Below are 26651 nucleotides of genomic sequence, written 5' to 3'. Positions count from 1 at the left end.
CGTGATGCCGGCGGGGCATTGCTATCCGCCGAAGGGCGACGGTTTCGCGATGAATTCGGTCCAACGTTCCATTCTGTTTTCGGCGGCCGACCGTTATGGCAGCCTTGTCCTATTCTTTGTGGCTACCGCGGTCCTTTCCCGTTTGTTGTCGCCAGCGGAATTCGGGGTCTATGCGGTCGTCAACGCCATCGCGGTGGTTATTGCTGCCTCCTTTCAGGAGTTCGGAGGCGGAAATTATCTGATTCAGAAGCGCGATTTGTCGCCCGACGACGTGCGCTCGGCCTTCACCATCACGTTCGGCATTTCGGGCGTAATTGCCGCTCTTCTGTTCGTCCTCGCTGACAGTCTGTCGCAGTTGTTCGCGCAGGACAGCCTCAAGGGAGCCATCGAGGTTTCAGCCCTGAATTTTCTGCTACTGCCGATCTCCGGGACGATTTCTGCCTTGCTGCGACGGGACATGAAGTTCGGAACGTTGGCTTTATGCAACTTTGCGTCTGGTGTGGCGGTCGCTCTGGTCTCGATCGGACTTGCGATAGCAGGATTGAGCTATATGGCCCCGATCTGGGGTGGTCTGGCAGGAAACGTGATCCTGACCCTGGCGCTGCTGGTAGGCCATCGAGACCCCAGCGCGCTACGTCCTTCGCTTTTCGCCTACCGCGACATCGTCAGCTTTGGCGTTTATTCCAGTGGGGTCAGCGTCGTCAATGTCTTCTACAATTTGGCGCCCCAGCTATTTCTGGCCAGAATTATCGACTTTGGGTCCGTCGGTCTGTACAGCCGCGCGATCAATTTGACGCAGATTTTTGACAGGCTTGTCACGCAGGTCCTGAACCCCGTCATCATGCCGGCGATTGTCGCAAGGCGCCAAGCCGGGGAGGACTTGAAGGCCATTTACCTTGAGGCGATCCAACTGCTTTCCGTCGCGCAATGGCCATTTCTGATATTCGTGGCCTTGATGGCCCGGCCGATCATTGCGATCTGGCTCGGCCCGACCTGGCTGGATATCGTGCCGCTCGTGCGCCTGCTGTGCATCGCGAACATGGCAGTTTTTGCGGCGTGCTTGAGTTATCCGGTACTCGTAGCCGTTGGAAGTGTCCGGGATGCGTTGATCTCCTCTTGCATCTCGCTACCCCCGTCGCTTCTTGTAATTCTAGGAGCATCCTTCTGCGGTGTGCAAGCTGTCGCCGGATCCGCACTTTTGACGCTGCCTTTTCAGGCCGCGGTCGCGATTTATTTTATCGGACGGCACCTACGCTTCGGGCTAAAGGATCTAGTGCGGGCGCTGATGAAGAGCGGACTCGTTACGGCGGCAACTGCCTTCGGCGTCGCCGTCTGTGCGGCGTTGACGGAAGCTGGATTGCTGACGTCCCTCACCGGGCTCGCTTTGGCATCGTGTGCTGCGGCGCTTTGCTGGTGGCTGGGGCTGCTACTGACTGGGCACCCCTTGCTCTATCAGCTTCATCAGGCGGTAGCGGGTCTCGCTCGCATTACGCCAAGGTGGCGACTGTCGCGTTCGGCCCTGTAAAGCCTTGCGGCTATTTTGGAGACGAAGATGCCGATTACGAATGACGTACAGCTCGGCCGCGATGTCAGGATCTTCCATGCGGAACTGGTCAATCTTTATGGCTGCACGGTCGGCGACGAGACCAGAATCGGGACTTTCGTCGAAATCCAGGCGGGCGCCACGATCGGTGCGCGCTGCAAAATTTCTTCGCATAGCTTCATCTGCGAGGGCGTCACGATTGAGGACGAAGTGTTCGTCGGTCATGGCGTGATGTTCACGAACGACAAGCACCCGAAGGCAACGACGGCGGATGGTCATCCTCAGCAAGCGTCGGACTGGCCGCTGCAGCGCACTCGCGTCGGTAGGGGAGCTTCGATCGGCTCGAACTCCACGATTCTGTGCGGAGTGACGATCGGAGAGGGGGCCTCGGTAGGCGCGGGCGCGGTGGTGACGAGGGACGTTCCGCCTGGCGCCGTCGTCGCCGGAGTGCCCGCTCGGGTATTGTCTGCGGCTGAAACGGCGGTCTTGGGCGATCGCGGCTCAGCAGAGGCGCTTCGTAAACCATTTTGAATTCCCACATAAACGACAAGATTTAATGATTGATTAAATATAATAATGCGGGTTAAATACATTATAATGTTAGTCCAATAGAGGGACTTGAATCTTGATACCCTTCCTGGATCTGAAAGCCCAATATAGCCAGATCAAGCCGGAAATCGACGCCGCGGTCGCGAGAGTCGTCGGCAGCGGGCACTTTGTGCTCGGCCCAGAGGTCACTGCCTTTGAGGGTCGCTTCGCGGAATATTGCCGGACCGCCCATTGCCGCGCGGTGAACAGCGGAACCTCGGCACTTCATCTTGCCTTGCTGGCGGCGGGCGTCGGAACCGGTGACGAAGTCATCACGGTATCCATGACCTTCGTCGCGACAACCGCAGCGATTCTCTACAGCGGAGCCAGGCCGGTGTTTGTCGACGTTGACCCGGTAACATGGACGATGCATCCCGGCTCGATCGAGGCTGCGATAACACCGCGAACGAAGGCGATCCTGCCGGTTCATCTCCACGGGCTGATGGCCGACATGGATCCCATTATGGAGATCGCGCGTCGTCACGGTCTGGTCGTCATCGAGGACGCCGCGCAGGCGCATGGCGCGGAATACCGCGGACGTCGGGCGGGCTCGATTGGCGATCTGGGATGCTTCAGCTTCTACCCCGGCAAGAATCTTGGAGCCTTTGGCGAGGGCGGGGCCGTCGTAACCGATCGGCCTGAATTGGCACGCCGCGTGTCACTGCTGCGGGATTGGGGACAGGAGACGAAATACAATCACGTCATTCCCGGATACAACTATCGCATGGACGAAATTCAGAGCGCGATACTGAACGTCAAGCTGAACTACATTGAGCGCTGGACGGAAGCTCGTCGTTCGCTCGCTGAGCGATACAATGCACTGCTGTCTGATCTTTCATGCCCGCGTCCCCAGCCGCCCCCCTACGCCCGTCACGTGTATCACGTCTATGCGGTCAGATTGCCGTGGCGCGACGAAGCGCTGACGCTATTGCGTGAAGCCGGCATCGGCGCCGGGATTCACTATCCCGTTCCGGTGCATCTGCAGACTGCCTATGCAGAACTCGGTTATCGTGCCGGTGATCTTCCCGTCACCGAGATGCTGGCGAACGATTTCCTCTCTCTTCCCATCTATCCAGAGTTGCTGCCGGAACAGGTGGTCGAGGTTGCCTCCACACTCAGGAACGCGGCACTGCGGCCCAGCGAAGTGACAAGCGACCGAGCAGAGCATCCAGAGAGTCTCGCGACAAGGTCCCACAACAGGAGAGCGTCTTGATCGATCTCAAGGGAAAACGCGTTCTGGTCACCGGCGGCGCAGGTTTCATCGGCTCCCACATCATTGATCTGCTCTGCGATGAGGGCTGCATCGAGATCGTTGCCATCGACAACATGATCAGAGGCCGGCCGGAAAATCTCTCGCGCGCGCTCGGACGTGGCCCGGTGAGGGTGGTTCATGGCGACATACGCGATCGCAAGCTGATGGAAGCGTTGCTCAAGGCTGCTGATATTGTCTTTCACCAGGCGGCGCTCCGAATCACTCATTGTGCGGCCGAACCACGCCTTGCCAAGGAGGTCATGGTGGACGCCACCTACGACCTGCTGGAGTTGTGCATCAAGCACGATGTTGAGAAGATCATCGCGGCGTCGTCGGCGTCCGTATACGGCATGGCAGAGGAGTTTCCCACCACCGAGCGCCAGAATGCGTACAACAACCGAACTCTCTATGGAGCCGCTAAGGCCTTTAACGAGGCTCTGCTGCGTACCTTCAACGATGCGTATGGCATCGACTACGTCGCATTTCGATATTTCAACGTCTACGGTAGCCGGATGGACATCCACGGCCGGTACACCGAGGTCTTGATCCGCTGGATGGAGCGGCTGGAAGCCGGATTACCTCCGATCATTTTTGGTGACGGTCATCAAACCATGGATTTCGTCCACGTCCGTGACATCGCGCGTGCCAATATCCTTGCGGCCAGGGCAAAGATCACTGATGAGGTGTTCAACGTCGGGAGCGGCACGGAAACCAGCCTGACGGAGCTGGCTACGGTGCTTGCCTCCGTGATGGGACGCCGCGGCCTGGCACCCGAATTCGCGCCGGAACGCTCCGTTAATCCGGTGCCTCGACGGCTGGCATCAACTGGCAAAGCAGAGCGTTTACTGGGGTTCCGCACCACGGTTTCGCTGGAACAGGGGCTCGCCGAGCTCGTGAAATGGTGGCGATCCGAACGCGAACTTGCTTCCGGCTCCCAGCGGCAGGCGGCGGCATCGTGATTCCGATCGCGGCGCCGCTGCTTGCGGATGAAGAAGCCGATGCTGCGCGCGCGGTCGTGCTGTCGGGCTGGGTGTCGCAAGGCCCGGAGGTGGCCGCGTTTGAGGGTGAGTTCGCCGCACTTGTTGGCGCGCCGCACGCCTGTGCCGTCGCCAATTGTACGACCGCACTTCAGCTTGCTTTGGCAGCGTTGGGTATCGGCACCGGCGACGAGGTGATCACGGTTAGCCACTCCTTCATTGCGACGGCGAACGTCATCCGATACCAGGGCGCCACGCCGGTTTTCGTCGATATCGACCCGGAGACCTACAATTTGGATTGCGCTCGGCTGGCCGAAGCCATCACCGAGCGCACGCGTGCGATCATCGCGGTCCATCAGATGGGCATGCCGTGTGATATGGCAGCGCTCATCGCGGTGGCGCGACGCCACGGCATCGCGGTGATTGAGGACGCGGCCTGTGCCGCCGGATCGCAGATCCGTATGAACGGCGAATGGGAGCCGATCGGCAAGCCGCATGGAGACATTGCCTGCTTTTCCTTTCATCCGCGAAAGGTAATCACGACAGGCGAGGGTGGAATGCTCACCACCGCGGATGCCGAGCTTGATCGCAAGTTCAGGCTGCTGCGGCAACACGGCATGAGCGTTCCGGATATTGTACGTCACGGGTCGCAGCGCGTCATTTTCGAGGAGTACGTCCTTCTCGGCTACAATTATCGAATGACGGATATGCAGGCTGCGATCGGGCGCAAACAGCTCGAGCGGCTTCCGCAGCTGATCGCGCGGCGGCGCAGGCTGGCATCCCGTTACGCCGAACTGCTTGGGAATATAGAGGGGCTGCGGTTACCTTTGGAGCCGGGGTGGGCGCGATCCAACTGGCAGAGCTACTGTGTACGCTTGCCTGATCGCATCGACCAGAGGGCGACGATGCAATCGCTGCTAGACCAGGGAATCGCCACCCGTCGGGGCATCATGTGCTCGCATCGGGAGCTGCCTTATGCGACGGCGGCGCAGCGTCATGACCTTAGCCAGTCAGAACTCTCCCAGGATCGTTCGATCCTGCTGCCGATCTACGCGCAGATGAGCCAGGCAGAGCAGCTTTGCGTCGCAGAGTGCCTTAAAGCGGAACTGGCCCATGGATAGCTATTGCGAGGCTGACATTCGGCAGACACTTGGTCGCTGTACGCGACTCCCCTTCCCTTTACGCGCAGACGAACGCCGATGATCAGGAAAGAGTAGCAAGCTAGTCCGGGTTGAACGCCGCTACATGTGAGGCGACGGTCGCCGCAGTCGGCTCTTATTTTTGAGAGGTCGCCACGACGAGAGAAATCAAAGCGATGGCTAAGTTTGACGTCGTTGTCCCCTGCTACAATTACGGACGCTTCCTGACGGACTGCGTACGAAGCGTGCTTGATCAATCCGTCGCCGACGTTCGTATCCTCATCATCGATGACGCATCTTCAGATTCTTCGGTCGAAATCGCGCGCGGCCTCGCGGACAGAGATTCGCGTGTACGGGTTGTGGCGCATGCAAGTAACAAGGGACATATCGCAACGTACAACGAGGGAATCGATTGGGCGAACGGCGACTACTTTCTGCTGCTTTCCGCTGATGATCTCCTCGCGCCGGGAGCGCTCGAACGTGCGGCGAAAATCATGGATTCGTGTCCGGAAATAGGATTGACCTTTGGCGAATGCCTGGTGTGGCGTCGGGACACTCCTCGGCCGTTCGTCAACTTTGTCCAGGACTTGCGATGGACCAAGCAAGATCTGGTCGCGGAGATGTGCCGGACCGCGTCCGACTTCGTGGCCACGGCGACAGCGATCGCGCGAACAACCGTCCAGAAGGCTGTAGGCGGCTATAGACCGTCGCTTCCTCACAGCGGCGATCTGGAGATGTGGCTCCGGTTTGGCGCGCATGCGGAAGTCGCCAAAATCGAGGCCGTGCAGGCGATCTATCGGAAGCACGACTCCGCTATGTCGAACGCCTATCTCGCGGAAATGCTGGCGGAGTATGGACAGAGGAAAGCGGCGTTCGACAGCTTCTTCGAGACCTGTCGCGATCGACGCCCGGACATATCGTTGTTGCAGCGGCAGGTGGCGCACTCGCTCGCCGATCAGGCCTTCGACACCGGGATCAGTTATATCCGACAGGGGCGCATCGAAAGCGGCTTGACGCTTCTGCGCTGGGCCATGAGCCTAGACTCGCGATCGCGCTACCTTCCACCGGTCTGGCGGCTTCTGCGGATGCCTGGGCCGGAGGGACGCCAAAGACTCCTGTCCTTGATGGGCAAGTCGAAGGCGCGACGGCGAAAGGTGTTGCAGAAATCAGCCGCCATTCCCGTTTTACGCGCGGACAGGGAGCGCCAGAGATAGGTTATGACGAACAAGGTTCTCTTCCTCAGCCATGAGGCGTCGCGGACGGGGGCGCCAATCATGCTCCTCAACATACAGCGCTGGCTCCGGCGCAACGATTCCATTTCCTTCCGTACTGTGACTGCGAGCCCGGGCGACCTCAGCAGGGAACTCGCCATGCTTGGCAAGGTCGACTCCGTCGAACCCGGCGATCTGCTTTATCGTGCGATGAGGCGCTTCGATGTGCATCATTTCGCGCAGTCAAATCATCTGGCGCGCCTGCAAAAGGATCTTTCCAAGGACCGCTTCGGTCTCGTCTATGTCAATTCGATCGCTTCTGGGCGGTTGCTCGAACGATTGCCCATCGGGGATTGCGAGGTCCTCTGTCACGTCCACGAGCTTGCTGGAGCCATCCGAAGCGTCGGATTGACCAATCTCGCGGCGCTTGAGCGGCGGCGCCCCCGATACATTGCGGTGTCCGACGCCGTGAGGGATTGCCTGATCGAAAATTTCGACATAGCACCGCACCGGATCGAGGTCGTCGAGCCGTTCATTCCCGAGCTCGAAGGGGCTTCCCCCGACGCGGAGGAAGCGCGCCTCAGGCTCGCGCACGAATTGGACATTTCGCCTGACGTAAGCATCGTGTGCGGTTGCGGCTCGATCGAGGCGCGCAAGGGCACGGACCTTTTCATAGAGGTCGCTCGCCAAGTCGCCGGCGGCGTCAGTGGGCGAAATGTCCAATTCGTGTGGGTGGGCGGCGCCCCGGACAAAGTCAAAACCATGCAGCGCAGGCTCAAGAGCGAAGCGCCGGCCGCGCAGGTGCGCTTCGTTGGGCGAAAGGCGGACGTCGATACATATTTTGCCGCATCCGACGTTTTTCTTCTCACGTCGCGCGAGGAGGCGTTTGGCCTTGTGGTTCTGGAGGCAGCGCGGCGCAACACGCCCACGATCTGCTTCGATGCAAGCGGCGCGGCGCGCAGATTTGTCGAACCGGACGCCGGTTTCAGCGTGGCCGAATTTGATGTTGGGGAAATGAGCAGGAAAGTGATCGAATTCCTCTCGTCGCCTGCGCTGCGCGAACAAATGGGACGCGCGGCGAAACGAAAATTTGAGACGTGCCATACCCCCAAGCAAGGGGGGCGAGCGATCGCGTCGCTCATCCAAGATGCGATGAGACGGAAAAGTGCCGCGGCTCCGAGTGAAGAGTTCACCTAACTTGCGCGAAATGAGAATGGAGCAACAGCAGCGCCATGCCCGGCCCGTCGGCATTCTGCATCCCGCTACCGTTTAGGGGATTCGGCGGCAGTTTCGCTCGCCGTCCACTGCCGCCAAGCTGTCAGAGCGCGATGCTGACTCCCATTAGCGAAAGGGCTGGGATCTGCGCCGAGCAAATGACTTTATTTTATTCGTTGAAGGCTTGATTGCGATTTGTCCCAAGTTAATGTAGTTGCCTATTTAATTGTTATTGTATGGTGATCTCGCAATGTTTCCGGTCGCTGGCTTCCACGTCTATACCTGTGCTCGATCGAGTGATGCCGAAATCCTCGATCGTGACCTTCGGCGCTCGCCGGCGATTGCCAGGGGCGACGTAAAGCTCACGGTCTTATGGAATCACCCTAGCGCTTCCAGCGCTTATGCCCGGGCGATCGCAAGTGCGAAGGAGGACATCCTCATCTTTGCCCATTGCGACGTGTTCTTGCCCGAATACTGGTTTGAGCGGCTGGATTGGGAAATCCGACGGCTCACGCAGCAAGACAGCCGGTGGGCCGTGGCTGGAATGAGCAGCGTCACTGCGGCAGGGGACGTGGTTGGTCGTACGTGGGATGCCTCGCTAGCCCCGTTATTTCCCGAAACTGGAGGGATTCATGGGGGGGAATTGAAGGTACCTGTACGCGTGGTCAGCGTGGATGAATTGGCGATCATTGTTCGCCGGGACTCGGGCGTGTCCTTCGATCCCTTGCTGCCGGAGTTTCACCTCTACGGGGCAGACATCGTGCTCGAAGCCGAGAGGCTGGGCAGGTCCTGTTACGGTCTGGACCTGCCGTTGATCCACAACGCCAAGGCACAGCTATCGTTAGGGCGCGACTACGTTCGAGCCTATCGCTACATGGTGCGGAAATGGCGGGATCGCCTTCCCGTCCAGACCACGTGCGGCACGATCACCCGCAATCCGCTCGTCCTGCCGATGCGTCGCCTGCGCATGCGACATAAGGCGATATTCCGGAGGTCAACTTATTCGACGCAGCGGGCCTCGGACCCCTGTGCAATATCTAAGGAATTGGGGTTGGACCGGATGCTGGCTGCTTCTTTGTCGGAGATTGGCTGCCTGACGCCGGCGTGATTCATTCCGCCTTCTTGGGCAAGCCCGGGGTCTCCCCAGGTGGGCCATTAACGTTCCTGATTAGGTTTATTTAATTAGCTTGATGCATATAATATCATAATGTATTGTGATTTAATAATGCGGCCGGCCACTCGAGAGAGCGGCATTCGAGTGACGTCATTTACCCCGCTGAACGGGGAAAGAGGTAGAAATGGTTGCCACAGCTGTGCTGCCGCGGTCTGCGGAGTCTCAATGTCTCGATACCAAGTCCTTCCTTCCGTTGGATAAAATGCGTCGCCATGCCGACGCATGGGCCGAGCAGTATCGGGACAACCAGCCCTTTTCCCACATCGGAATTGATACCTTTTTTGATGACGAGGTCATTGAAAGAGTCGCCGCGGAGTTTCCCGGGGAATTCGAGAGCTCGTGGAATCGGACCTTTCTCGATGCCGGCGCGTATGAAGAGCAGAAGCTCGGACTTGACCGCTTTGAAGACTTTCCTCCTTACATTCAGCAATTCGTCAGCTCGCTGAATTCGCGGCTCTTTCTGGAGTTTTTGGAGCGCCTCACGGGCATCGAGGGCCTTATTCCCGATCCTTACCTCGTTGGCGGCGGGTTGCACATGATTCCGCGCGGAGGTCGGCTCGCCATTCACGCCGACTTCAACAAGCACAAGAAGCTCAGGCTGGACCGCCGGCTCAATCTGCTGGTCTATCTGAACCACGATTGGAAGCAGGAGTGGGGCGGCGCCCTTGAGCTGTGGGATAAGGACGTCAAGGCAAGGCAAAAAGCATATCTGCCGATCGCAAATCGAATCGTTGTATTCTCAACGACCGATACTGCCTATCACGGACATCCCGATCCCCTGACGAGTCCCAAAGGAAAGTATCGCAGATCGATCGCGCTCTACTATTACACTAATGGTCGGCCGGAAGACGAAATGTCCGAAGACCACACGACGATTTTCAAAATGCGGCCGGGCGAGGTCAGAAACCGAACAACCCTCGAGATCATCAAGCCTTTCATCCCGCCCATCGTCTGGCAGATTCCGAGAATGTTCAGGCGCTGATCATCTTTCATTCGACGGCGTCGGCATGGCGAAGAGCGTCCCGGGGCAGGCACTGCGAGCCGACCGGTCCAACAGGTGGGGAGACATTCGTTGAGGAACCGCCTCCCCAACGTTACGGTAGACAAGGGCCCGGTGGAGCAGGAGCCTTGGACAATTGCGAGTGCCGGTGCGGCTTCGCAACGCGCCCATAAATTCGCGACCTGGTTGTTCGTTCTTGGGGTAGTATTACCCGGCGATATGAGTTTTCTGCTCGCGGGCGCGAAGTTCAATCCTGAACGGCTCATCATCGCTCTGCTCTTGATTCCGGCCTTGTTCTTGTTGCTGCAGAGGGGACGGCGGTTCGTCGTCTGCGATCTGTTCGTCTTGCTGGCGTCAGCATGGATGCTGGTCGTATCAGCAGACAACCGTTCGGCCGAATTGTCGTCGGCAGGTGCAGTGGCGCTCGAACTCCTGGGCGGCTATTTCGTCGCGCGCGCATACTTCTTCGGGCACCTGGCGGTCGCCGAGTTCATCAGCGGCTTGAAAGTCGCAGTCGTGGTCATCGTCGCAGTTGCGATGGTCGACCATATGTCGGGAAAGCTCATCGTCAACAGCTTTCTCGGGCTGAATAGCGAGCCGGAGTACAGAAACGGCCTGATGAGAGGAGCGTCGGTCTTTCCGCACGCGATCTCCTATGGGACATTCTGCACTGCTGCCGGAGCGATATTTTTGTATGCGGAAAGACACCGGATGTCTCAGATTTGCTGGGTTGGAGTTGCTTTCGTCGGATGCTTCTTGGCGATGTCTTCAGCCCCCATGCTGATGTTCATGGTGGTCTTGTCGGTCTACAGCTATGATCGGCTCCTGAAATCCTCGCCATGGCGATGGAAAGCGTTCGCAGCGGTCATCGGAGCCGTGCTCGCGTTCATCTACCTGACCACAAACAATCCGACTTCCTGGATCATCGCGCACCTCACCCTCGATCCCTCGACGGGCTATTTTCGTAAGGCCACATGGGATCGAGCATTCTACAACATCGGTTTTGCTCCCTGGATAGGCTTTGGATTTGGCGATATTGGCGAAGGCCTGGAGTTCTTCGACAACGCTTCGGTGGACGCCGTTTGGCTGGTCATCGCGCTCCGGTTTGGCATTCCGATCGTTGTCTTCTTGCTGCTGGCCAATGTGACCTCCTTCTTTGTCGGGTTTGGACGAACGACCGTTGGCCCGACGCTCGATGAGTATATGGACAGGATGCGGTCGGGCTTTACGTTTGCGGTCATAACGTTCGTGCTGGTCGGACTAACCGTGCACTATTGGAACACCATGTGGATGCTTTGGGGGGCATATATCGGAATACGGGCTTCGCTCTACGAGCATTTTCTGGGAACGCGACACCTCGGCCAGCTGTATTCTGCTTGGCATGGTCCTCCGGTCTACGTTCCGGCGACTACGCGTCGATGGTAGGTATCCATGCAGTTACCTTTGACAACCGCCGTTAGGGGCTTGATTGCCTTCTCATCCGCCGCCGTGGTGGCACTACACACCGCTTGCTCCCTCGCAGGAGCGCTCGAGGACACGGGCGCGCCGCGCGCATACAGCGAGAAGAGCGATGGGGCCTCCGGTGCGCCCCATTGCGATGTTCAATATCCATCGCTGCTAAGCCGATATCGCGCTCGTCCTTCTTGGCCTGTTGCGGGGGTCGACTATTGCGTGGGACATCCAGCGGCCATCGAACCCAAGGATCCTGCTGCAATCTCGAGGGCCGGGGTGACTGTCGATCGCAAGATGCACCTCATCACCATAACGGCAAGCGGCATTACGCTGGACGGTTATGACTTCTCTCTCGATGGTGGCTGGGGCGTCGTTGTCCAAGGAGACGATACAAAGATTCAAAACTGCAATTTCTTTGTCGGCGCCCATCGCAACCAGCCCATCCTTGCGGCGCCATCGTCATCCAATGTGAGGGTCGCCAACTGTACGATTGATGGTCACAACGACCCCAACGTCAGCGGCCTCATTGAACATCGTGGTTCAGGTACGCTGACGGTGCAGTATTGCTGGCTGAAGAACGCCGGCGGCGACATGGTTCAAATGCACAATGGTGGCCGGGAGGCAGGCCTCGTTCTTCAGTACAATCTCATTCAGAATGCTGGTATGGCGCCTGGCGCCCACGGCGACTACACGGAGTTCATTGACGGGCCGTTTACGGTGACGATCGAGTACAATACCACTGCCCAGAGTGGAGGAGCGAGTCAGGGGTTCATGGTGGAGCCCGATATTGGCTCCAGCCCCGGCAGGATCATCTCGGGCGAGATCGGCAACAACACGTTCACCGGCGCCGTCAACGCATTCACTGGTGTCACGGTCGCCGATATCGTGAACACGTTTATCGTGCGCGATAATTATTACGATCCTTCGAGGACCTCGTCGGGACTGGCTTTTGGTGGTCCCATCCGCGGCGGCCCCAACGACAACAGCGCCAAGTCGATTTATCTGCGCAACGTGAACATGCTCACGGGCGCCATTATGCAGGATGTCAAGACAAGTGGAATATCCCGTCGCTGATCGCCCGAGCTCGTGTAGCGGCCTGGCTCCATCGGTGGCGTGTAGGGTCGGGAATGAGAGCCGAGGGAGTGTTCATCAGGTCAACACCATGAACGAAATCACTGCGCGCCACCAGATCAGGGTTGTCAGAACACGTTCCGAGATCGAGTCGCTTCGGGAGTTCTGGAACTCGTGCAATCCCCCTCGAGACGCAGATATCGACTTCTTCCAATTTATCCTGGACATATATCCGCAGGTTCAGCGGCCGCACATCGTAGTCCTCTACTATGGAGGGCTTCCCATCGCACTTCTCGTCGGTCGATTGGAGGCGAGTCAGGTGCCGGTCAAGCTGGGGTATTTTGCTCTTCCGGTTCCTGAGTTAGGAGTCCTGCAGATTGTGCACGGCGGCTGGTTGGGAGAAATCTCCGAGCAAAACGCACGGATGCTGCTCGAGAGCATCATGAATTCGCTGGCGGCCGGGGAGGCCGATGCGGCCTCATTCCATTCTCCGGACGTCAATTCTCCGCTCGTCAAATATGCCCGCGGTCTTCCGTCCTGGTTGTGCGCCGATCATTTGATCAACCCACTAGCTCATCGGTTGTGCGAAATTCCGGAGAAAGCTGGTTCGTTCCTGGCTGGCCTTCCGAAGAAGGGGCGATACAACCAGCGCAAACGCGCCGAAAGTATTGCTTGTGATTTTGCGGAAAGCAGGATCGAGCGATTTGGTTCACCTGCCGATTTGGATCAGTTGATGCGGGACGCGGAGACCATCGCAGCCAAATCCTATCAACGGGGGCTGGGCGTAGGCTTCTCGGAAACGCCCCTCATCCGATCGCGGCTCTGTTTCGAAGCAAGCAAGGGCTGGCTGCAAGGATACATTCTTTACCTCGACGGCCAACCGGTCGCTCTCTGGATCGGCTCGCTGCGCAATGGGGTCTTTCTCAGCGAGTATGTTTCCTACGATCCGGCCTACGCGAAGTACGGCCCCGGCCTCCACCTCATTCTAAGCATATTGGAAGAACTACAGGCGTCTTCGGGCCGGCCGGTGCGGCTGGTCGACTTTGGTATCGGCGATGCAACTTACAAGGAATTGCTGGCCAACCTATCGAGGCAGGAGTCGACGGTTTATATCTTTGCCCCGCGATTCAAGGCGGTCTGCGTCAACCTCCTGCGCACCTCCATCGGCAAGTTGAATCGTCTGGCCCAGAGTTTGCTGGGGAGATCATGGCTTGCCGGAATTAAGCGAAGGTGGCGTACCGGGGTTAGCAGTCAACCATTCTATCGGGCGCCTCCGTCATGATTGCGAAGCTCCCTGGATCGCACCGGAACAAGCATGTGCCGGAGGATGTACTTCCCCGAGTTCTTGCGGAAGAACCTGGACGCGTTCACCAGAGGCGGGATCAAGCTTCTGAGCGCGACGCCGCAATGAGCATCTCGCTAGGCGTGATGATGCCGCTGCCACTCAACGGGATGGGAGTTGGCTATACGTGCAGTTCCCTCGCAAAGGGCATGGCGAGCGAGAATTTCGATGTCACGATCGTGACGCCGCGGGCGCAGTGGGCGTTGCCGCCGGTACGACTCATCGAGGTGCTGCCGGATTGGGCGCGATACGTCCCATACGGGTGCGTGCGACGTTGGGTCGGCCGTACGATCGAGGGCGTATTTCTCTCTCATATCGACAAGTTTCAATCCAAGAGGTCGGCAGCTTATCTTTGGCCGGATGCAAGCCTGGACACGATCAAGGAACTGAAACGACGCGGAGTCACTGTGTTTCGTGAACAGTTCAATTGCCACACCGGGACTGCAAAGCGGATCCTTGATCATGCGTACGAGCGGCTTGGAGTGGCGCCGGCGCATGGGATCACGGCCGAGAAGGTCGATCGTGAGGCTCAAGTCCTGCAGGCGGTGGATCACGTGTTTTGTCCCAGCCCGCTGGTCGAGGCCTCGTTGCTGGAGAACGGCGTGCCACGATCCAAGTTCTTGAACGCGAGTTACGGCTGGGAGCCGGCACGGCTTTTCGGAAAGAAGCCGTTGCTTGAGCCGAGCGCAGGCGTCACGGCGGTGTTCGTCGGCGCCATTTGCGTGCGGAAAGGGGCCCATCTGCTTCTGCATTATTGGGCAAGGAGCGGGGTGAAGGGTAGGCTCGTGCTTGCGGGGGAGATGGAGCCTACCATTAGGGAGAAGTGCGCCAGTCTTCTTGCCAGGGATGACGTGATCCTCTTGGACTATGTTAGAGATGTTGGCGCGCTTTATCGATCGGCCGATCTCTTCCTATTTCCTTCATTGGAGGAGGGTAGTCCCTTGGTCATATACGAAGCGAGCGGCGCTGGACTTCCGGTGGTCACGACGGAGATGGGGGCGGGGCGGTTCGTGCGAGACGGCCATGAAGGTTTTGTGCTCGATCCCTACGATGCGCCCCGTTGGGTCGAGACTATTCGTTCGCTGGCTGGCAACCTCAAGCTTCGACGAGCAATGTCGGAAGCCGCTGCCGAGCGTGCGGAGCATTTCGTCTGGGCTGAGGTCGCCAGTCAGCGCCGTCAGCAGATCAAGGAATGTCTTGGCGATGGCCTCTGATCGCACAAAGCTTGTCGTACTGATTGTCGCGTATCGCAATCCCGATGACATTCAGCGTTGTTTGAGGTCGCTCGCAGCGTCCGATTGGCAGGAGTTTGAAATCTTTGTTTGCGAAAATGGAGGGAAAGACGCGTTCGAAACGTTGGCGGCTGCGCTTATTGATCAGGAGCGGATGCTGCCGTGCATTCAAGATGCAGATGATGCCGTAGACGCCCCCGGCGGACGGTTTGGCTCTGTCTTTAAATGTCGATTTCCGAACCGGGCAGTTATTGTTCGACTTGGACTCGCGACAGATAATCTCGGTTATGGCGGCGGGATAAATGCCTGGCTCGAACGCCTGCTCGACACGGGGGGCTGGGAAGCTGTGCTCGTTCTTAATCCCGATACCGAGGTCCACGATAGCTGCCTGACGGAGTTCATGTCCAAAGCAGATCAGGGTTTCGGAATGATTGGCGGCACCCTGGTTTTCGATCATGCGCCCGACAAAATCATCAACTACGGGCTTCGATGGTCGCCCGTGACAGGCCGGGTTCTCGCAGTCGGCAGAAATTTGGCGGCCGGCACTTCTCCCACAGCTGAGGTGCTTTCACGGATCGATTCGATTAGTGGCGCCTGCGTGTTAGTCACGCGAGCGTTTATCGAGGACGTCGGACTAATGGCCGAAGATTATTTCCTCTATATGGAGGATATAGACTGGGGTCGTCGCCGCGGTAAGCACAGGATTGGCTTCGCGGAACGGGCGATCATACGTCACGTTGGCGGCACCGCCATCGGTTCTGCGATTGATCCCAGAAAGCAGTCATTCCTTTCGGTCTATCTGTCTGCGCGCAACAGCATCCTCTTCGCACGCCGATGGGCCGGACGCCGGTGGGTGCTTCACTTTGGATGGGGATTGCTGCACGCCGCCAGGTATGCCGCTATTGGCGCTCCTTTGGCCGCGAAGATTGCGCTCATCGGCCTAATAGACGGCGCGCACGGAAAGTCCGGGAAACCCGACGCTTCTGTGCGATTGCCTCAGTCCAGCTAGGCGCTGCACATTTCCAGCTTCGGTCTCTAGGGGCGGCTTGTGTCTGTCGGTCTTGCGCGAGCCGGGATTTGGGAAAACGCGTTGATCGAGCGGCAGAGGCACTGTAATACGCGCTCCTCGCACGAAGAGCTGGGTCTGAGCCCGCGCGGCCTGGATCGGAGCGACCAAAGTTCTTTAACCTTCCACCGCAAAGAGCTTCGCTGGATTGGTTAGACTCGGCAAAATATTGTGGCATTGCTTGGCGCACTGCCTTACTTCGATTTACTGTTTGGATGGTTCTGGTTATGTCCCTCGATTAAGACGGTTATGTCGAGCCGGATTATTAATTGGCAATGCAAATTCTCTAGGACCTCTTAGTGTCAATCTATCTCTGGCAAATTTGGCCGCTTCGTTTTCTGCGCTCGGTAATGATGCTGTTCTTGTCTGTGGATTGCGTCGCGGTACCGGGTTTAATTCAATAAACGCGTGAGTATGGCGGTCTGAGCCAAACATCACCCCAGCACGGCCTAGATGTAGTCCAAAAAAAGTCCGCCGTACTCGGCCAAAAGTCGCCGCGGCCGAGATGCTCGGCTTTTAAAGATGGCATGTCGCTTGGGGGACCTTCATGGTTGAGCGCATCCCTATCGGGTATTAAATCAGGAGAACAGGGTAGATGGCAATTAACGACGGCTTCGCAAATGCTCCAACTGGAACGCCGCAGCTTCCGAACTTGCTCGATTCCTACGGTGCGAACCGGCCCGGATGGAATGTCGCGGGCGTGGATTACTACGCCGGGACACCTCAGGGATTAGCGCTGAAAAGTCCGGCGACGATCTCGATGGCCGGGGTATCGGTGAATACGGCGAACCACACCATCACGGTGACGGGCAGCGAGGTTACGCTCGACGGCTATGATTTCTCGCTCAACGGTGGCTGGGGCGTTGTCGTCCAGAGCGCAAATACAAAGATTCTGAATTCCAACTTCCAGGTCGGGGCCAATGGCCTCAAACCCATCTTGGCGACGGATTCGTCGTCGAATTTGACTGTCATGTACTCCACGCTGGACGGCAACAACAACGGCAGCGTCAGCGGGCTCATTGAAAATCGTGGTTCAGGTACCCTGACCGTGGAGTATTCTTGGCTCAAGAATGCCGGCGGCGACATGATTCAAATGCACAATGGCGGCAAGTCGGCCGGCCTTATCGTCGAGTACAATCTGATTCAGAACGCCGGAATGGCATCCGGTGCGCACGGCGACTACACCGAGTTCATGGATGGGCCGTTTACCGCCACCATCATGTACAACACCACCACCCAGAACGGCGGGGCGAGCCAGGGCTTCATGGTGGAGCCTGACATCGGCAGCAGCCCGGGCGAGATTGTTTCCGGCGAAATCGGCAACAATGTATTCACTGGCAGCGTCAACGCCTTCACTGGCGTCACGGTGGCAGATATCCAGAATACGTTCACCGTTCACGACAACTACTTCGATCCGTCCAGCTCGTCTTCGGGACTGGCATTCGGCGGCGTCCGGGGCGGTCCCAACGACTCCAGTTCGAAGTCGATCTATATCCACAACGTCAACATGAAGACTGGTGCCGTCCTTCAGGACGCAAATGCACCGACATCACCGACATCACCGACATCACCGACATCACCGACATCGCCGACCGGGCCGACTGCGCCCACTATCGACTCCATCTCGAACGATAGCGGCACCGCTGGCGATCGCATCACGAACGACAACACTCTCGAGCTGAAGGGTAAGGCGGCTGCCGGCAGCGCGGTCAAAGTCTATGACGGTACGACCCAAATCGGTTCGACCACTGCGGATTCGAGCGGGAATTGGGACTACATCACAAAGGTCCTGACTGACGCCAAGCATACGCTCACCGCAACGGCGACCAATTCATCGGGTCAGACCGGCGCGACGTCGGCTGCGGTGGTGGTCACCGTCGATACCAAGGCGCCGACTGCGCCGACCATTGCCGGCAACAAGGTGAACAGCGCCAATCAGGTGGTGATGTCGGGCAATGCCGAAACGGGCAGCGCCGTAAAGGTGTTCGACGGCACGACCCAGATCGGGACCGCGACGGCAAACAGCAGCGGTGTGTGGGCCTATACGTCCGCTGCCCTTGCGGTCGGTGCGCACAGCCTGACGGCGAAGGCCACGGACGTGGCAGGCAACACCAGCGCGGCGTCCTCCGTGGTCACGGCCAGCATCACCTCGACGTCCCCCACCGCTCCGACGTCTCCCACCAGCCCGACGTCGCCTACTGCTGGCACGGTGATCGAGTCGGCCGGTGCGACACGTCTCGTTGAGAGTGGTGACAAATTCTACCTCAACACCAGCACCGGGACAGGCCCCACACTGAAGAATCACGGTGTAGACTTTATAGACGGCTCAGACCACACCTGGGCGCCGATCGGTGCGGAGCAGACGGCGACGGGCTACCAGATCGTCTGGAAGGAGGCGAGCACCGGTCAGTACACGGCCTGGAATACCGACAACAACGGCAACTACGTTTCCCATGTCGGCGCCCTGACCGACTCCACGTCGGGCGGCACCGTGTCTGGTACGAGCTCTGCCCTCAAATCGCTCGAAACGACCTTCCACCAGGATCTGAACGGTGACGGACAGATCGGTTCCAGCACGTCCACACCGACGTCTCCGACATCGCCCACTGCTGGCACGGTGATCGAGTCGGCTGGAGCGACACGTCTCGTTGAGGGTGGCGACAAGTTCTACCTCAACGGCAGCACCGGGACGGGCCCCACGCTGAAGCAAGGCGGCGTGGATTTCATCGATGGGTCAGATCACACCTGGGCTCCCATTGCCGCGGAAAAGACCACCACGGGCTATCAGGTCGTCTGGAAGGAAGCGAGCACCGGCCTTTATACGGCGTGGAACACCGACAGCAACGGCAACTATGTTTCGCACGTAAGCAGCCTGACCGGTTCCACGTCGGGCGGCAGCGTGTCGGGTACGAACTCCGGCCTTAAATCGCTCGAGACGAGCTTCCATCAGGATCTCAACGGCGATGGGCAGGTCGGTACGTCGAGCGTGGCTACGTCGTCCACGAGCACCACTTCCCTCGCTGCGACTTCGAGCTCGACGAGCAGCAACGTACAGACGAGCACGTCAGGAAATGACGCCTTCGTTGGCACCACCAAGGCCGACACGTTCTCGTTTGCTGCGAATTTCGGCAACGATGTCATCAAGGACTTCACTGCCAGCGGACCTGCTCACGACACGATCCAGTTCAGCAAGAGCGTGTTCGACAGCTTTGCGAGTGTTCTTTCCCATGCGACCCAATCGGGTCAGGACGTCGTCGTCGCGACGGGGGGCGACACGCTCACGCTGAAGAACATGAAGGTCGGATCGTTGACCAACCAGGACTTCCACTTCGCGTAAGGTATGGGCATCCACACCGAGTAGTACTCAACAACGGCCTTGGGGATCTCTTGCGGATCTTCCGACAAAGGCATGGTTTAAGGGCGGCTACCATGATTGACTTTGGACGGCGGGGGGTATTCCCCCCGCCCGCGAATCTCGTACGGATTCCACTTCTTCACATATCAGAGCTCTGGGCGGCTGGACGGCAGTGGGCGGAAGACGCCGAATTTGGGACACCGCAACTGATTGGCTGGGCAAAGCGTCCGATCGAAGCCCTGCGGCAACGGATATTCGCTGGTCGACCCCGGCCGGTGAATCACTATGACGAGTCGCAGTCAGAGATGTCGGCATTCCTGCGGTCTTGCCGCCGGATTTTCTGGGCTCTCGCCGCCTTCAGCGGCATGAGCAATCTCCTTATGCTCACCGGCTCGTTCTTCATGCTGCAAGTCTATGATCGGGTGCTGCCCGGACGCAGCATACCGACGCTAATCGCCTTGATGGTTCTGGCCACGGTTCTTTACCTGTTCCAGGGCGGGCTCGATCTCGTCAGGAGCAGGATCAGCTCCCGGGTCGGCCGGTATTTCGATGAAAAGCTCAGCATTCGCATATTCGACTCGCTTGTTCGCTTGCCTTTGAAGACCAGAGCGGATGGCGATGGTTTGCAGCCGGTGCGGGATCTCGATCAGGTCCGCAGCTTCCTGTCGAGTGGAGGGCCGACTGCGCTCTTCGATCTCCCCTGGATGCCGATCTATCTCGGCATCTGCTTCCTGTTTCACTTCTGGATTGGCGTGACTGCGCTGGCCGGCGCGCTGGTCTTAGTCGGCATTACGATCCTTACGGAAACACGTACGCGAGGGCCGGCAAAGGCAACCTCCCGTCTCGCCGTCTCGCGGACCGCACTGGCGCTCGAAGGGCGGCGAAATGCCGAGGTCCTGCAGGCAATGGGCATGCGGCAACAGGCGGGCTTACGTTGGCGGGATGTCAACGCGAAGTACCTCGCGGCCCATGAGCAGGCAAGCGATGTCGCAAACGGACTCGGTGGCGCCTCCAAGCTCTTCCGGGCGATCTTGCAATCGCTGGTTCTTGCCGTGGGCGCCGTCCTCGTTATCAATCAGGAATCCACGGCCGGCATCATCATTGCCGGTTCGATCCTCACCGCGCGAGCACTGGCGCCCGTCGAAATGGCCATCGCGAACTGGAAAGGATTCGTCGCCGCGCGGCAATCGGGGCAAAGGCTTGATCACTTGCTGAAGCTTTTGCCTCGCGAGGAGGAGCGGTTGGCATTGCCTGCGCCCGTTGAAACTCTCACTGCCGAGCACCTCTATATTGGTGCCCCGAACTCGGAGAGGCCCACCGTCAGTGAAGTTTCGTTCCAGCTGCGGAGCGGGCAAGCCGTCGGAATCATCGGTCCGAGCGGGTCCGGCAAATCGACGTTGGCACGCGCGCTGGTGGGAGTGTGGCCGTGCATTCGAGGCAGGATCCGGCTCGACAACGCTTCGCTCGATCACTGGTCTTCGGACGCCCTCGGCAAGCACATCGGTTATCTGCCTCAGGACGTCGAATTGTTCGACGGCAGCATTGCAATGAACATTGCACGGTTCGATCCGCAGGCAACGGCCGCCGCAGTTCTGGAAGCTTCGCATGCCGCGGGCGCGCACGATCTCATCCTCTCGCTTCCAGACGGCTACGGCACGAAGATCGGCGAAGGAGGGTTAGCGCTGTCGGCAGGGCAGCGGCAGCGTATCGGGCTCGCGCGCGCCTTTTACGGCAAGCCGTTCCTGGTCGTACTTGATGAACCCTCTTCCAATCTCGATGCCGAGGGCGAGGACGCCTTGACCGAAGCGATCTTGAACGTGCGCCGTCGAGGCGGAATTGTTGCCGTTGTTGCGCATCGTCCGAAGGCGTTGGAAGGTGTGGACCATGTCTTGTGCCTCGGGGAAGGCAAGGTGCAGTCCTTCGGCAAGAGAGAGGAGGTCCTCAAGAGAGTGTTGCGAAATCCCACACCGCTCAAGGTCGTCGCGGAAGCTCAAGGAGGTGGCCGATGAATGGCCAGGTGACGCCGGCGATGCAATCCATCCAGCGTTACATGATCGTGGGTATGATCATGTTTGGTTTGGTAACCTTTGGGGTCGGCGGCTGGGCGACAACGACCCAACTGTCGGGCGCGGTGATCGCCCAAGGCGTGGTCGTGGTGGATTCGAGCGTCAAGAAGGTTCAGCACTCCACTGGCGGGATCGTGGGAGAGTTGCGCGTGCGGGAGGGCGCGCGGGTTAATGCAGGGGATATTTTGATCCGCCTCGACGAGACGCAGACGCTCGCGAATGCCACCATCGTTACCAACAGCCTCGATGAGCTGTTCGCGCGGCAGGCTCGTCTGGAGGCCGAGCGCGATGGCGCCGAGCAGGCTGTCTTTCCCAAGGTGCTGCTCGACCGCGCCAAGGAGAGCAACTCCGAGGCGAGCCGTGCGATTACTGCGGAGCGAAAGCTCTTCGAGCTGCGTCGTCAGGCGCGGAGCGGCCAAAAAGCGCAGCTGCAGGAGAAAAGCGCGCAGCTGGAAAACGAGATCAAAGGCCTTACGGGGCAGACCGAGGCCAAGCAGAAGGAAGTCGAATTTATCCGGCAGGAGCTGGAGGGCGTGCGCAGTCTCTGGCAAAAAAATCTGGTGCCGATCACGCGGCTCAATTCCCTCGAGCGTGATTCCGCTCGTCTCGAAGGCGAGCGCAGCCAGCTGGCAGGAATGATTGCTCAGTCGAAGGGCAAGATCGCCGAAATCGGACTCCAGATCATTCAGATCGACCAAGACCTGCGGACGGAAGTGGGCAAGGATCTGATCGAAACGCGATCGAAGCTCTCCGAGCTGAGCGAGCGCAAAACTGCAGCGGTCGATCAATTGAATCGGATCGATATCAGGGCGCCGCAAACCGGCCGCGTCCACGAGCTGAGCGTGCACACCGTTGGAGGTGTGATCTCTCCCGGCGAGCAGATCATGCTGATCGTGCCCGATGCGGACTCGCTTGCGGTTGAGGTCAAGATCGCACCGCGCGACATCGACCAGGTCTATATGGGGCAGACCGCGACAATGCGCTTCGCGGCGTTCAACCAGAAGACCACGCCCGAAATCGACGGGGAGGTCAGCATGGTCTCGGCCGACATCACCCAGGATCAGCGCGCCGGCACGAGCTACTACACGGGCCGCGTCCTGCTGAAGCCGGAAGAGCTGGCGAAACTCGGATCGGCCAAGCTGTTGCCCGGCATGCCGGTCGACGTCTTCATCAAGACGGCAGGCCGGACGGCGCTATCCTACCTGCTCAAGCCGCTGCAGGATCAGGCGGAGCGCGCATTCAAGGAGCGCTGACTCTTCGCGGGAAGATAGTACCGCTCGACTGCGCGAATTCGGGCTGGCGCCCTATCCGTGGGCGCCAGCGTTGCGATTAGCCTCTGAAGGAAGGCACGGCTGGGCGGCTGGAAGCATCCGCAGCGGGCGTGGCTGGCCGACGAGTGCGCGTCACAAGCCAGGACGGAGCCTGCGGTCTGGTTTGAAGGCTCGACCGCGGCGTTCTGGTAATGTCTGGTCGTCGCAAGAGATTTGGTGGGGCGAGCGCGGTGAGATCGACCCACCTCCTGATCAACTGCAATAGATCGCGCGGCTTTGGACGGATCGACCGCAGCGGATGCCTGTTGTCCGTGGACAAGGCTTCGGACCGCTCGAACGACCGTCCGCTCAGACGTCCATCCGCCTGACGTACAGGGTCATCGCCGCGACGAAGACAAGTATTGAAGCCTCAGCCCCAGGGATGACGAGTAGCTCACCTGGCATATGAAGTAGCTCACCTGGCATATGAAACTGTCCTGCTCGAGGAAGCACCGTTTGACGACCTCGGTGGATGATTAAAATCAACAAATCATGGTGGGGCGCTAAATTGTTGCCTGACCCTGGATGCGCGAAGCACGTTCCGTGCGGCGCTTGACGGGCCTCTCCACCGGGACACTCGCGCCGATCAACCTCCCGCTCCATTCATTCTTCCCGTCTCTCCCTCGGCAGCGCCGCTGGCGCGACGACTCCTTGCAAGCGACTTTTGCATCAATTTAATTGTTATTTATTCTTGCAGGTCGAATTAAATCTAAATAGGATTAAATATTATAATATGAGAGATAATCGTCCCCGCGGCCGGGGCCGCCGCGCTGGGCGGTGAATCCGGGCCTCAGCTTGGCGTTCGCAGGGGATCGGCAGATGCAACGAACCTCCGGGCCAGTCGTCGCGGCAGCCATAGCTGTCATGATAGGAGGCGCTCCGTGCGGGCGAGCGGCGTTGTTGACCATGCCGACGGCTCCGCAGGCGGCTCTTGCACATATCGAGCTGGGGCGCCCGACGCTTCCGCCCTTCAGCTACACGGTGTTTTGCCAGCGCTATGAGACCGAGTGTCGCCCGCGGCGCTTCTTCCGCGGCGGGCCGGTGCGGTTGATTGAGAAGCGATGGGCGGACCTGAGGGAAATCAATCGCACGGTCAATTCGGCGATAGCGCCGGTTCGCAACGAGCTCGGACTCGCTGGCGAGACCTGGATCATCAACCCCGCTGGCGGCGATTGCAATGATTACGCAGTCAGCAAGCGCCACGAGCTGCTTCAGCGGGGCTGGCCGGCGCGGGTCCTGCTATTGAGCGAAGTCGTGGTCGGCTCCGGAGAGCACCATTTGGTGCTTCTCGTGCGTACCAGGAGCGGCGATGTGGTTCTCGACAATCTCACCCCGCAGATCAAGCCGTGGTGGCGGACGCCCTATCGCTGGGTTCGGGTCCAGAGCCCCGGCAGGGACAGGCTGTGGGCCGTGGTTGGGCGGCCAGGGGCATGAGCTCGAAATCAATGAATTTAGATTGCGGCGCGGCACGCTTGTACGAGTTAAAGCGTTAGGGAGAATCAAATGGAGTTCCGGGGATCCACTGAGATGGAGACTGAGGGATTGCGAAGGGTGTTGCTGATTCCACCGTCGGAAAAGGATGCGAGTCCATACCTCGACTTTCTCAATCAAACGCGATCCAAAGGAAAACCTCATCGGCGCGGACAATGGCACTATCCAGTGGTGTGGTATGCCATGTGTGTCGTGCTGCTTTTGCTATTTCCAGTACTGACCTACGGGATGGCATTTTGGCGGCTTCCTCCTGCCCAGTCGCTTCCATTTGGCTGTCTTATGGCGTCTTTCGTCCTAAGCGCCGCATGTACTCTCTTAATTAGGCCCTCATCACCGGGGCGGGGATTGGGTGGGACAATCGCGTCCACAATGGCGATTTTTGGTGTGGTCTTCTTGGGGTTTGTCCTCACCAGAACCGATTATTCCCGCGCCATCACCCTCGGGATTTTCACGTCTGCCCTGGTGCTCGTCCCCGCCCCGTACTTCGTAGGAACTGCGGCGCTGCACCAAGCTCTGGCGCTTGGCGGGCTGCTGGCAGCGGCGGCCGCGGGGTCGTTCGCATTGCGGGTTACACCCGAGGTAGCGGTGCACAGTAATACCTTGATCAAGACTGAGTTCTACAATTTGGACGTTCACACTTATTCGAACGCGTTTCCAAAATCTGCGGTGCGCGGCGGAGCACTGGCCCGGATCGGCGATCGTTATCTTCTCGTGAGCGGAGACGGCCATCTCCATGTCTTCTCCTGGGAAGCGGTCGACCACATGACCGTCCACACGCTGCCGTATCTGGTACCGATCAACGGCGAGGCGTTTTCCGCGGCTGCAGGCCGTCCATGGGCAGACCGCTCCGACTGGGTGCCTCAAGAGACCCAGAGCAGAGAGGCCGGACACGAGATTCTTAATCCTGAGTGGTTCCGAACGTATGACCTGCTGGTTCAGGAGGTCGGCGCCAGTACACGCATTTTCGTCTCGCACGCTTACTGGCGTGTTGGTCAGGAATGTTGGACCGAACGCATCTCCGTCCTCGAGGCGAACCGCGCGGCATTACTTCGCGGGGAATCTGTCTCCGGATGGAGAACCCTATATGAGACCTCACCTTGCCTGCCAACGCGCGGCGAACACCGCCGCCGCGGGATTCCTTTTGTCGGTTATTTTGGTGGGGGCCGGATGGCTCTCTTAAATCCGGAAACGCTGCTGTTGACCGTCGGTGATTTTGGCTTCGACGGGGCTGCCTCGGTTCACGCCTATGCACAGGACCCGGCAGCCTCGTACGGCAAAACACTGGCCATTAACATTACGGATGGAAACACTCAAATTTTTACGATTGGTCACCGAAATGCGGAAGGCCTCTATATCGATCGGTCTGGAACGATTTGGTCGACCGAGCATGGCCCGCAGGGCGGCGACGAACTCAATCAGCTGGTCCGGGGCGCCAATTATGGTTGGCCATTTGCGACCTATGGAACAGACTATGGTTCGTTCTCGTGGCCGCTGAATAAACCTGATGCGGAGCAGAAGGGCTATGAAGCTCCAGTGTTCGCTTGGGTCCCCTCGATCGCAGTTTCTAATTTGATCGGGGTGGAGCGCGGATTGTTTGCGCAGTGGCAAGGTGATCTCCTGATCGCCACACTCAAGGCGGCGTCGCTGTTTCGAGCGCGTGTGCGGGACGGTCAGGTCAAATACCTCGAGCCGATCGCGATCGGGAGTCGCATCCGCGACCTCATCGAGGGCAATGATGGCAGTCTCTTGCTATGGACGGATGAACAGAAATTGATCTCCCTTCGTCCCAAGGAAGGTGCCACGGGTGAAACTCTTTTCGCGGAGAAGTGTAGCGGCTGCCATCAGCCGAACTTGATGAGTGGCAATCGGATCGGACCAGATTTGCTCGGCATTGTTGGTCGTCAAGTCGCGTCGGTCACGAGCTATCCGGATTATTCATCAAGTTTGCGCCGGGTAGGGGGCACATGGACCGAAGAGCGCCTTAACGAGTTCCTCAAAGCACCAAGCGTCTTCTGTCCTGGAACGAGAATGGATTTCCCCGGTGATGTCAGCGCGACAGAACGCCGAGCCATCCTCAGTTATCTACGTGCGCTTTGACGGAGCACGTTGTGCCGGCTTTGTAATTTTGCCCTGCCTGTGAGCTGTGTCCGATATTCGCCCCAACGTT

The 26651-nt window shown here is 58.8% G+C and carries 19 protein-coding genes; all 19 read left to right on the top strand.

What is annotated here, in order from left to right; genetic code table 11:
* Positions 1-4 precede the first annotated feature (4 nt).
* The 19 genes from ABIB80_RS27565 (at position 5) to ABIB80_RS27475 (ending at position 26581) form a co-directional block, all read left to right on the top strand.
* Positions 5-1525: an oligosaccharide flippase family protein gene (locus ABIB80_RS27565; protein ID WP_354128841.1), complete on the top strand. Its 1521-nt coding sequence runs from the start codon at positions 5-7 to the stop codon at positions 1523-1525.
* A gap of 27 nt (positions 1526-1552) precedes the next feature.
* Complete coding sequence (locus tag ABIB80_RS27560) at positions 1553-2074, top strand: acyltransferase (RefSeq protein ID WP_354128809.1); 522 nt, start codon at positions 1553-1555, stop codon at positions 2072-2074.
* A gap of 94 nt (positions 2075-2168) precedes the next feature.
* Positions 2169-3344 (top strand): DegT/DnrJ/EryC1/StrS family aminotransferase, encoded by a 1176-nt coding sequence (locus ABIB80_RS27555; protein ID WP_354128808.1) that lies wholly within the window; start codon positions 2169-2171, stop codon positions 3342-3344.
* A complete protein-coding gene (locus ABIB80_RS27550) occupies positions 3341-4342 on the top strand; it encodes an NAD-dependent epimerase/dehydratase family protein (RefSeq protein ID WP_354128807.1) in 1002 nt (333 codons plus the stop codon). The genes ABIB80_RS27555 and ABIB80_RS27550 overlap by 4 nt, the downstream gene beginning before the upstream one ends.
* Entirely contained in the window at positions 4282-5481 is a 1200-nt protein-coding gene (locus ABIB80_RS27545; protein WP_354128806.1) for a DegT/DnrJ/EryC1/StrS family aminotransferase, read from the top strand. The genes ABIB80_RS27550 and ABIB80_RS27545 overlap by 61 nt, the downstream gene beginning before the upstream one ends.
* A 194-nt stretch (positions 5482-5675) precedes the next feature.
* Positions 5676-6713 carry a glycosyltransferase family 2 protein gene (locus tag ABIB80_RS27540; protein WP_354128805.1) on the top strand — a complete coding sequence of 346 codons (1038 nt, stop codon included), beginning with the start codon at positions 5676-5678 and terminating at the stop codon, positions 6711-6713.
* Between the two features lie 3 nt (positions 6714-6716).
* A complete protein-coding gene (locus ABIB80_RS27535) occupies positions 6717-7907 on the top strand; it encodes a glycosyltransferase family 4 protein (protein WP_354128804.1) in 1191 nt (396 codons plus the stop codon).
* A 268-nt stretch (positions 7908-8175) separates the two neighbouring features.
* Entirely contained in the window at positions 8176-9033 is an 858-nt protein-coding gene (locus ABIB80_RS27530) for a hypothetical protein (RefSeq protein WP_354128803.1), read from the top strand.
* 190 nt (positions 9034-9223) lie between these two features.
* Positions 9224-10081: a 2OG-Fe(II) oxygenase gene (locus ABIB80_RS27525; RefSeq protein ID WP_247816343.1), complete on the top strand. Its 858-nt coding sequence runs from the start codon at positions 9224-9226 to the stop codon at positions 10079-10081.
* 90 nt (positions 10082-10171) lie between these two features.
* Positions 10172-11524, top strand: a complete 1353-nt coding sequence (locus tag ABIB80_RS27520; RefSeq protein ID WP_354128802.1) for an O-antigen ligase family protein — start codon at positions 10172-10174, stop codon at positions 11522-11524.
* A gap of 303 nt (positions 11525-11827) precedes the next feature.
* Positions 11828-12625, top strand: a complete 798-nt coding sequence (locus ABIB80_RS27515; protein WP_354128801.1) for a right-handed parallel beta-helix repeat-containing protein — start codon at positions 11828-11830, stop codon at positions 12623-12625.
* Between the two features lie 88 nt (positions 12626-12713).
* Positions 12714-13904 (top strand): GNAT family N-acetyltransferase, encoded by a 1191-nt coding sequence (locus tag ABIB80_RS27510; RefSeq protein WP_354128800.1) that lies wholly within the window; start codon positions 12714-12716, stop codon positions 13902-13904.
* A gap of 125 nt (positions 13905-14029) precedes the next feature.
* Positions 14030-15178, top strand: a complete 1149-nt coding sequence (locus ABIB80_RS27505) for a glycosyltransferase family 4 protein (RefSeq protein ID WP_354128799.1) — start codon at positions 14030-14032, stop codon at positions 15176-15178.
* Positions 15168-16205 (top strand): glycosyltransferase family 2 protein, encoded by a 1038-nt coding sequence (locus ABIB80_RS27500; protein ID WP_354128798.1) that lies wholly within the window; start codon positions 15168-15170, stop codon positions 16203-16205. The genes ABIB80_RS27505 and ABIB80_RS27500 overlap by 11 nt, the downstream gene beginning before the upstream one ends.
* Positions 16206-16857: 652 nt before the next feature.
* Complete coding sequence (locus tag ABIB80_RS27495; RefSeq protein ID WP_354128797.1) at positions 16858-19599, top strand: Ig-like domain-containing protein; 2742 nt, start codon at positions 16858-16860, stop codon at positions 19597-19599.
* 323 nt (positions 19600-19922) lie between these two features.
* Positions 19923-21626, top strand: a complete 1704-nt coding sequence (locus tag ABIB80_RS27490; RefSeq protein ID WP_354128796.1) for a type I secretion system permease/ATPase — start codon at positions 19923-19925, stop codon at positions 21624-21626.
* A complete protein-coding gene (locus ABIB80_RS27485) occupies positions 21623-22936 on the top strand; it encodes an HlyD family type I secretion periplasmic adaptor subunit (protein WP_354128795.1) in 1314 nt (437 codons plus the stop codon). Before ABIB80_RS27490 ends, ABIB80_RS27485 begins: the two co-directional genes overlap by 4 nt.
* An 876-nt stretch (positions 22937-23812) precedes the next feature.
* On the top strand, positions 23813-24427 hold the full coding sequence (locus ABIB80_RS27480) for a transglutaminase-like cysteine peptidase (RefSeq protein WP_354128794.1): 615 nt from the start codon (positions 23813-23815) through the stop codon (positions 24425-24427).
* A 426-nt stretch (positions 24428-24853) separates the two neighbouring features.
* Entirely contained in the window at positions 24854-26581 is a 1728-nt protein-coding gene (locus tag ABIB80_RS27475) for a PQQ-dependent sugar dehydrogenase (RefSeq protein ID WP_354128793.1), read from the top strand.
* Positions 26582-26651: the final 70 nt, after the last annotated feature.

Origin of the sequence: Bradyrhizobium sp. i1.15.2, assembly GCF_040548425.1 — a bacterium.
GTDB classification, from domain to species: domain Bacteria; phylum Pseudomonadota; class Alphaproteobacteria; order Rhizobiales; family Xanthobacteraceae; genus Bradyrhizobium; species Bradyrhizobium canariense.
The sequence above is the reverse complement of the archived record's forward strand: the minus strand, read 5'-3'. Positions and strand labels throughout refer to the sequence as shown.

Coding starts and splice junctions, on each gene's coding strand:
- ABIB80_RS27565 (WP_354128841.1), top strand. CDS start 5: ATGCCGGCGGGGCATTGCTATCCGCCGAAGGGCGACGGTTTCGCGATG.
- ABIB80_RS27560 (WP_354128809.1), top strand. CDS start 1,553: ATGCCGATTACGAATGACGTACAGCTCGGCCGCGATGTCAGGATCTTC.
- ABIB80_RS27545 (WP_354128806.1), top strand. CDS start 4,282: ATGGTGGCGATCCGAACGCGAACTTGCTTCCGGCTCCCAGCGGCAGGC.
- ABIB80_RS27540 (WP_354128805.1), top strand. CDS start 5,676: ATGGCTAAGTTTGACGTCGTTGTCCCCTGCTACAATTACGGACGCTTC.
- ABIB80_RS27535 (WP_354128804.1), top strand. CDS start 6,717: ATGACGAACAAGGTTCTCTTCCTCAGCCATGAGGCGTCGCGGACGGGG.
- ABIB80_RS27530 (WP_354128803.1), top strand. CDS start 8,176: ATGTTTCCGGTCGCTGGCTTCCACGTCTATACCTGTGCTCGATCGAGT.
- ABIB80_RS27525 (WP_247816343.1), top strand. CDS start 9,224: ATGGTTGCCACAGCTGTGCTGCCGCGGTCTGCGGAGTCTCAATGTCTC.
- ABIB80_RS27510 (WP_354128800.1), top strand. CDS start 12,714: ATGAACGAAATCACTGCGCGCCACCAGATCAGGGTTGTCAGAACACGT.
- ABIB80_RS27505 (WP_354128799.1), top strand. CDS start 14,030: ATGAGCATCTCGCTAGGCGTGATGATGCCGCTGCCACTCAACGGGATG.
- ABIB80_RS27500 (WP_354128798.1), top strand. CDS start 15,168: ATGGCCTCTGATCGCACAAAGCTTGTCGTACTGATTGTCGCGTATCGC.
- ABIB80_RS27495 (WP_354128797.1), top strand. CDS start 16,858: ATGGCAATTAACGACGGCTTCGCAAATGCTCCAACTGGAACGCCGCAG.
- ABIB80_RS27490 (WP_354128796.1), top strand. CDS start 19,923: ATGTCGGCATTCCTGCGGTCTTGCCGCCGGATTTTCTGGGCTCTCGCC.
- ABIB80_RS27485 (WP_354128795.1), top strand. CDS start 21,623: ATGAATGGCCAGGTGACGCCGGCGATGCAATCCATCCAGCGTTACATG.
- ABIB80_RS27480 (WP_354128794.1), top strand. CDS start 23,813: ATGCAACGAACCTCCGGGCCAGTCGTCGCGGCAGCCATAGCTGTCATG.
- ABIB80_RS27475 (WP_354128793.1), top strand. CDS start 24,854: ATGGCGATTTTTGGTGTGGTCTTCTTGGGGTTTGTCCTCACCAGAACC.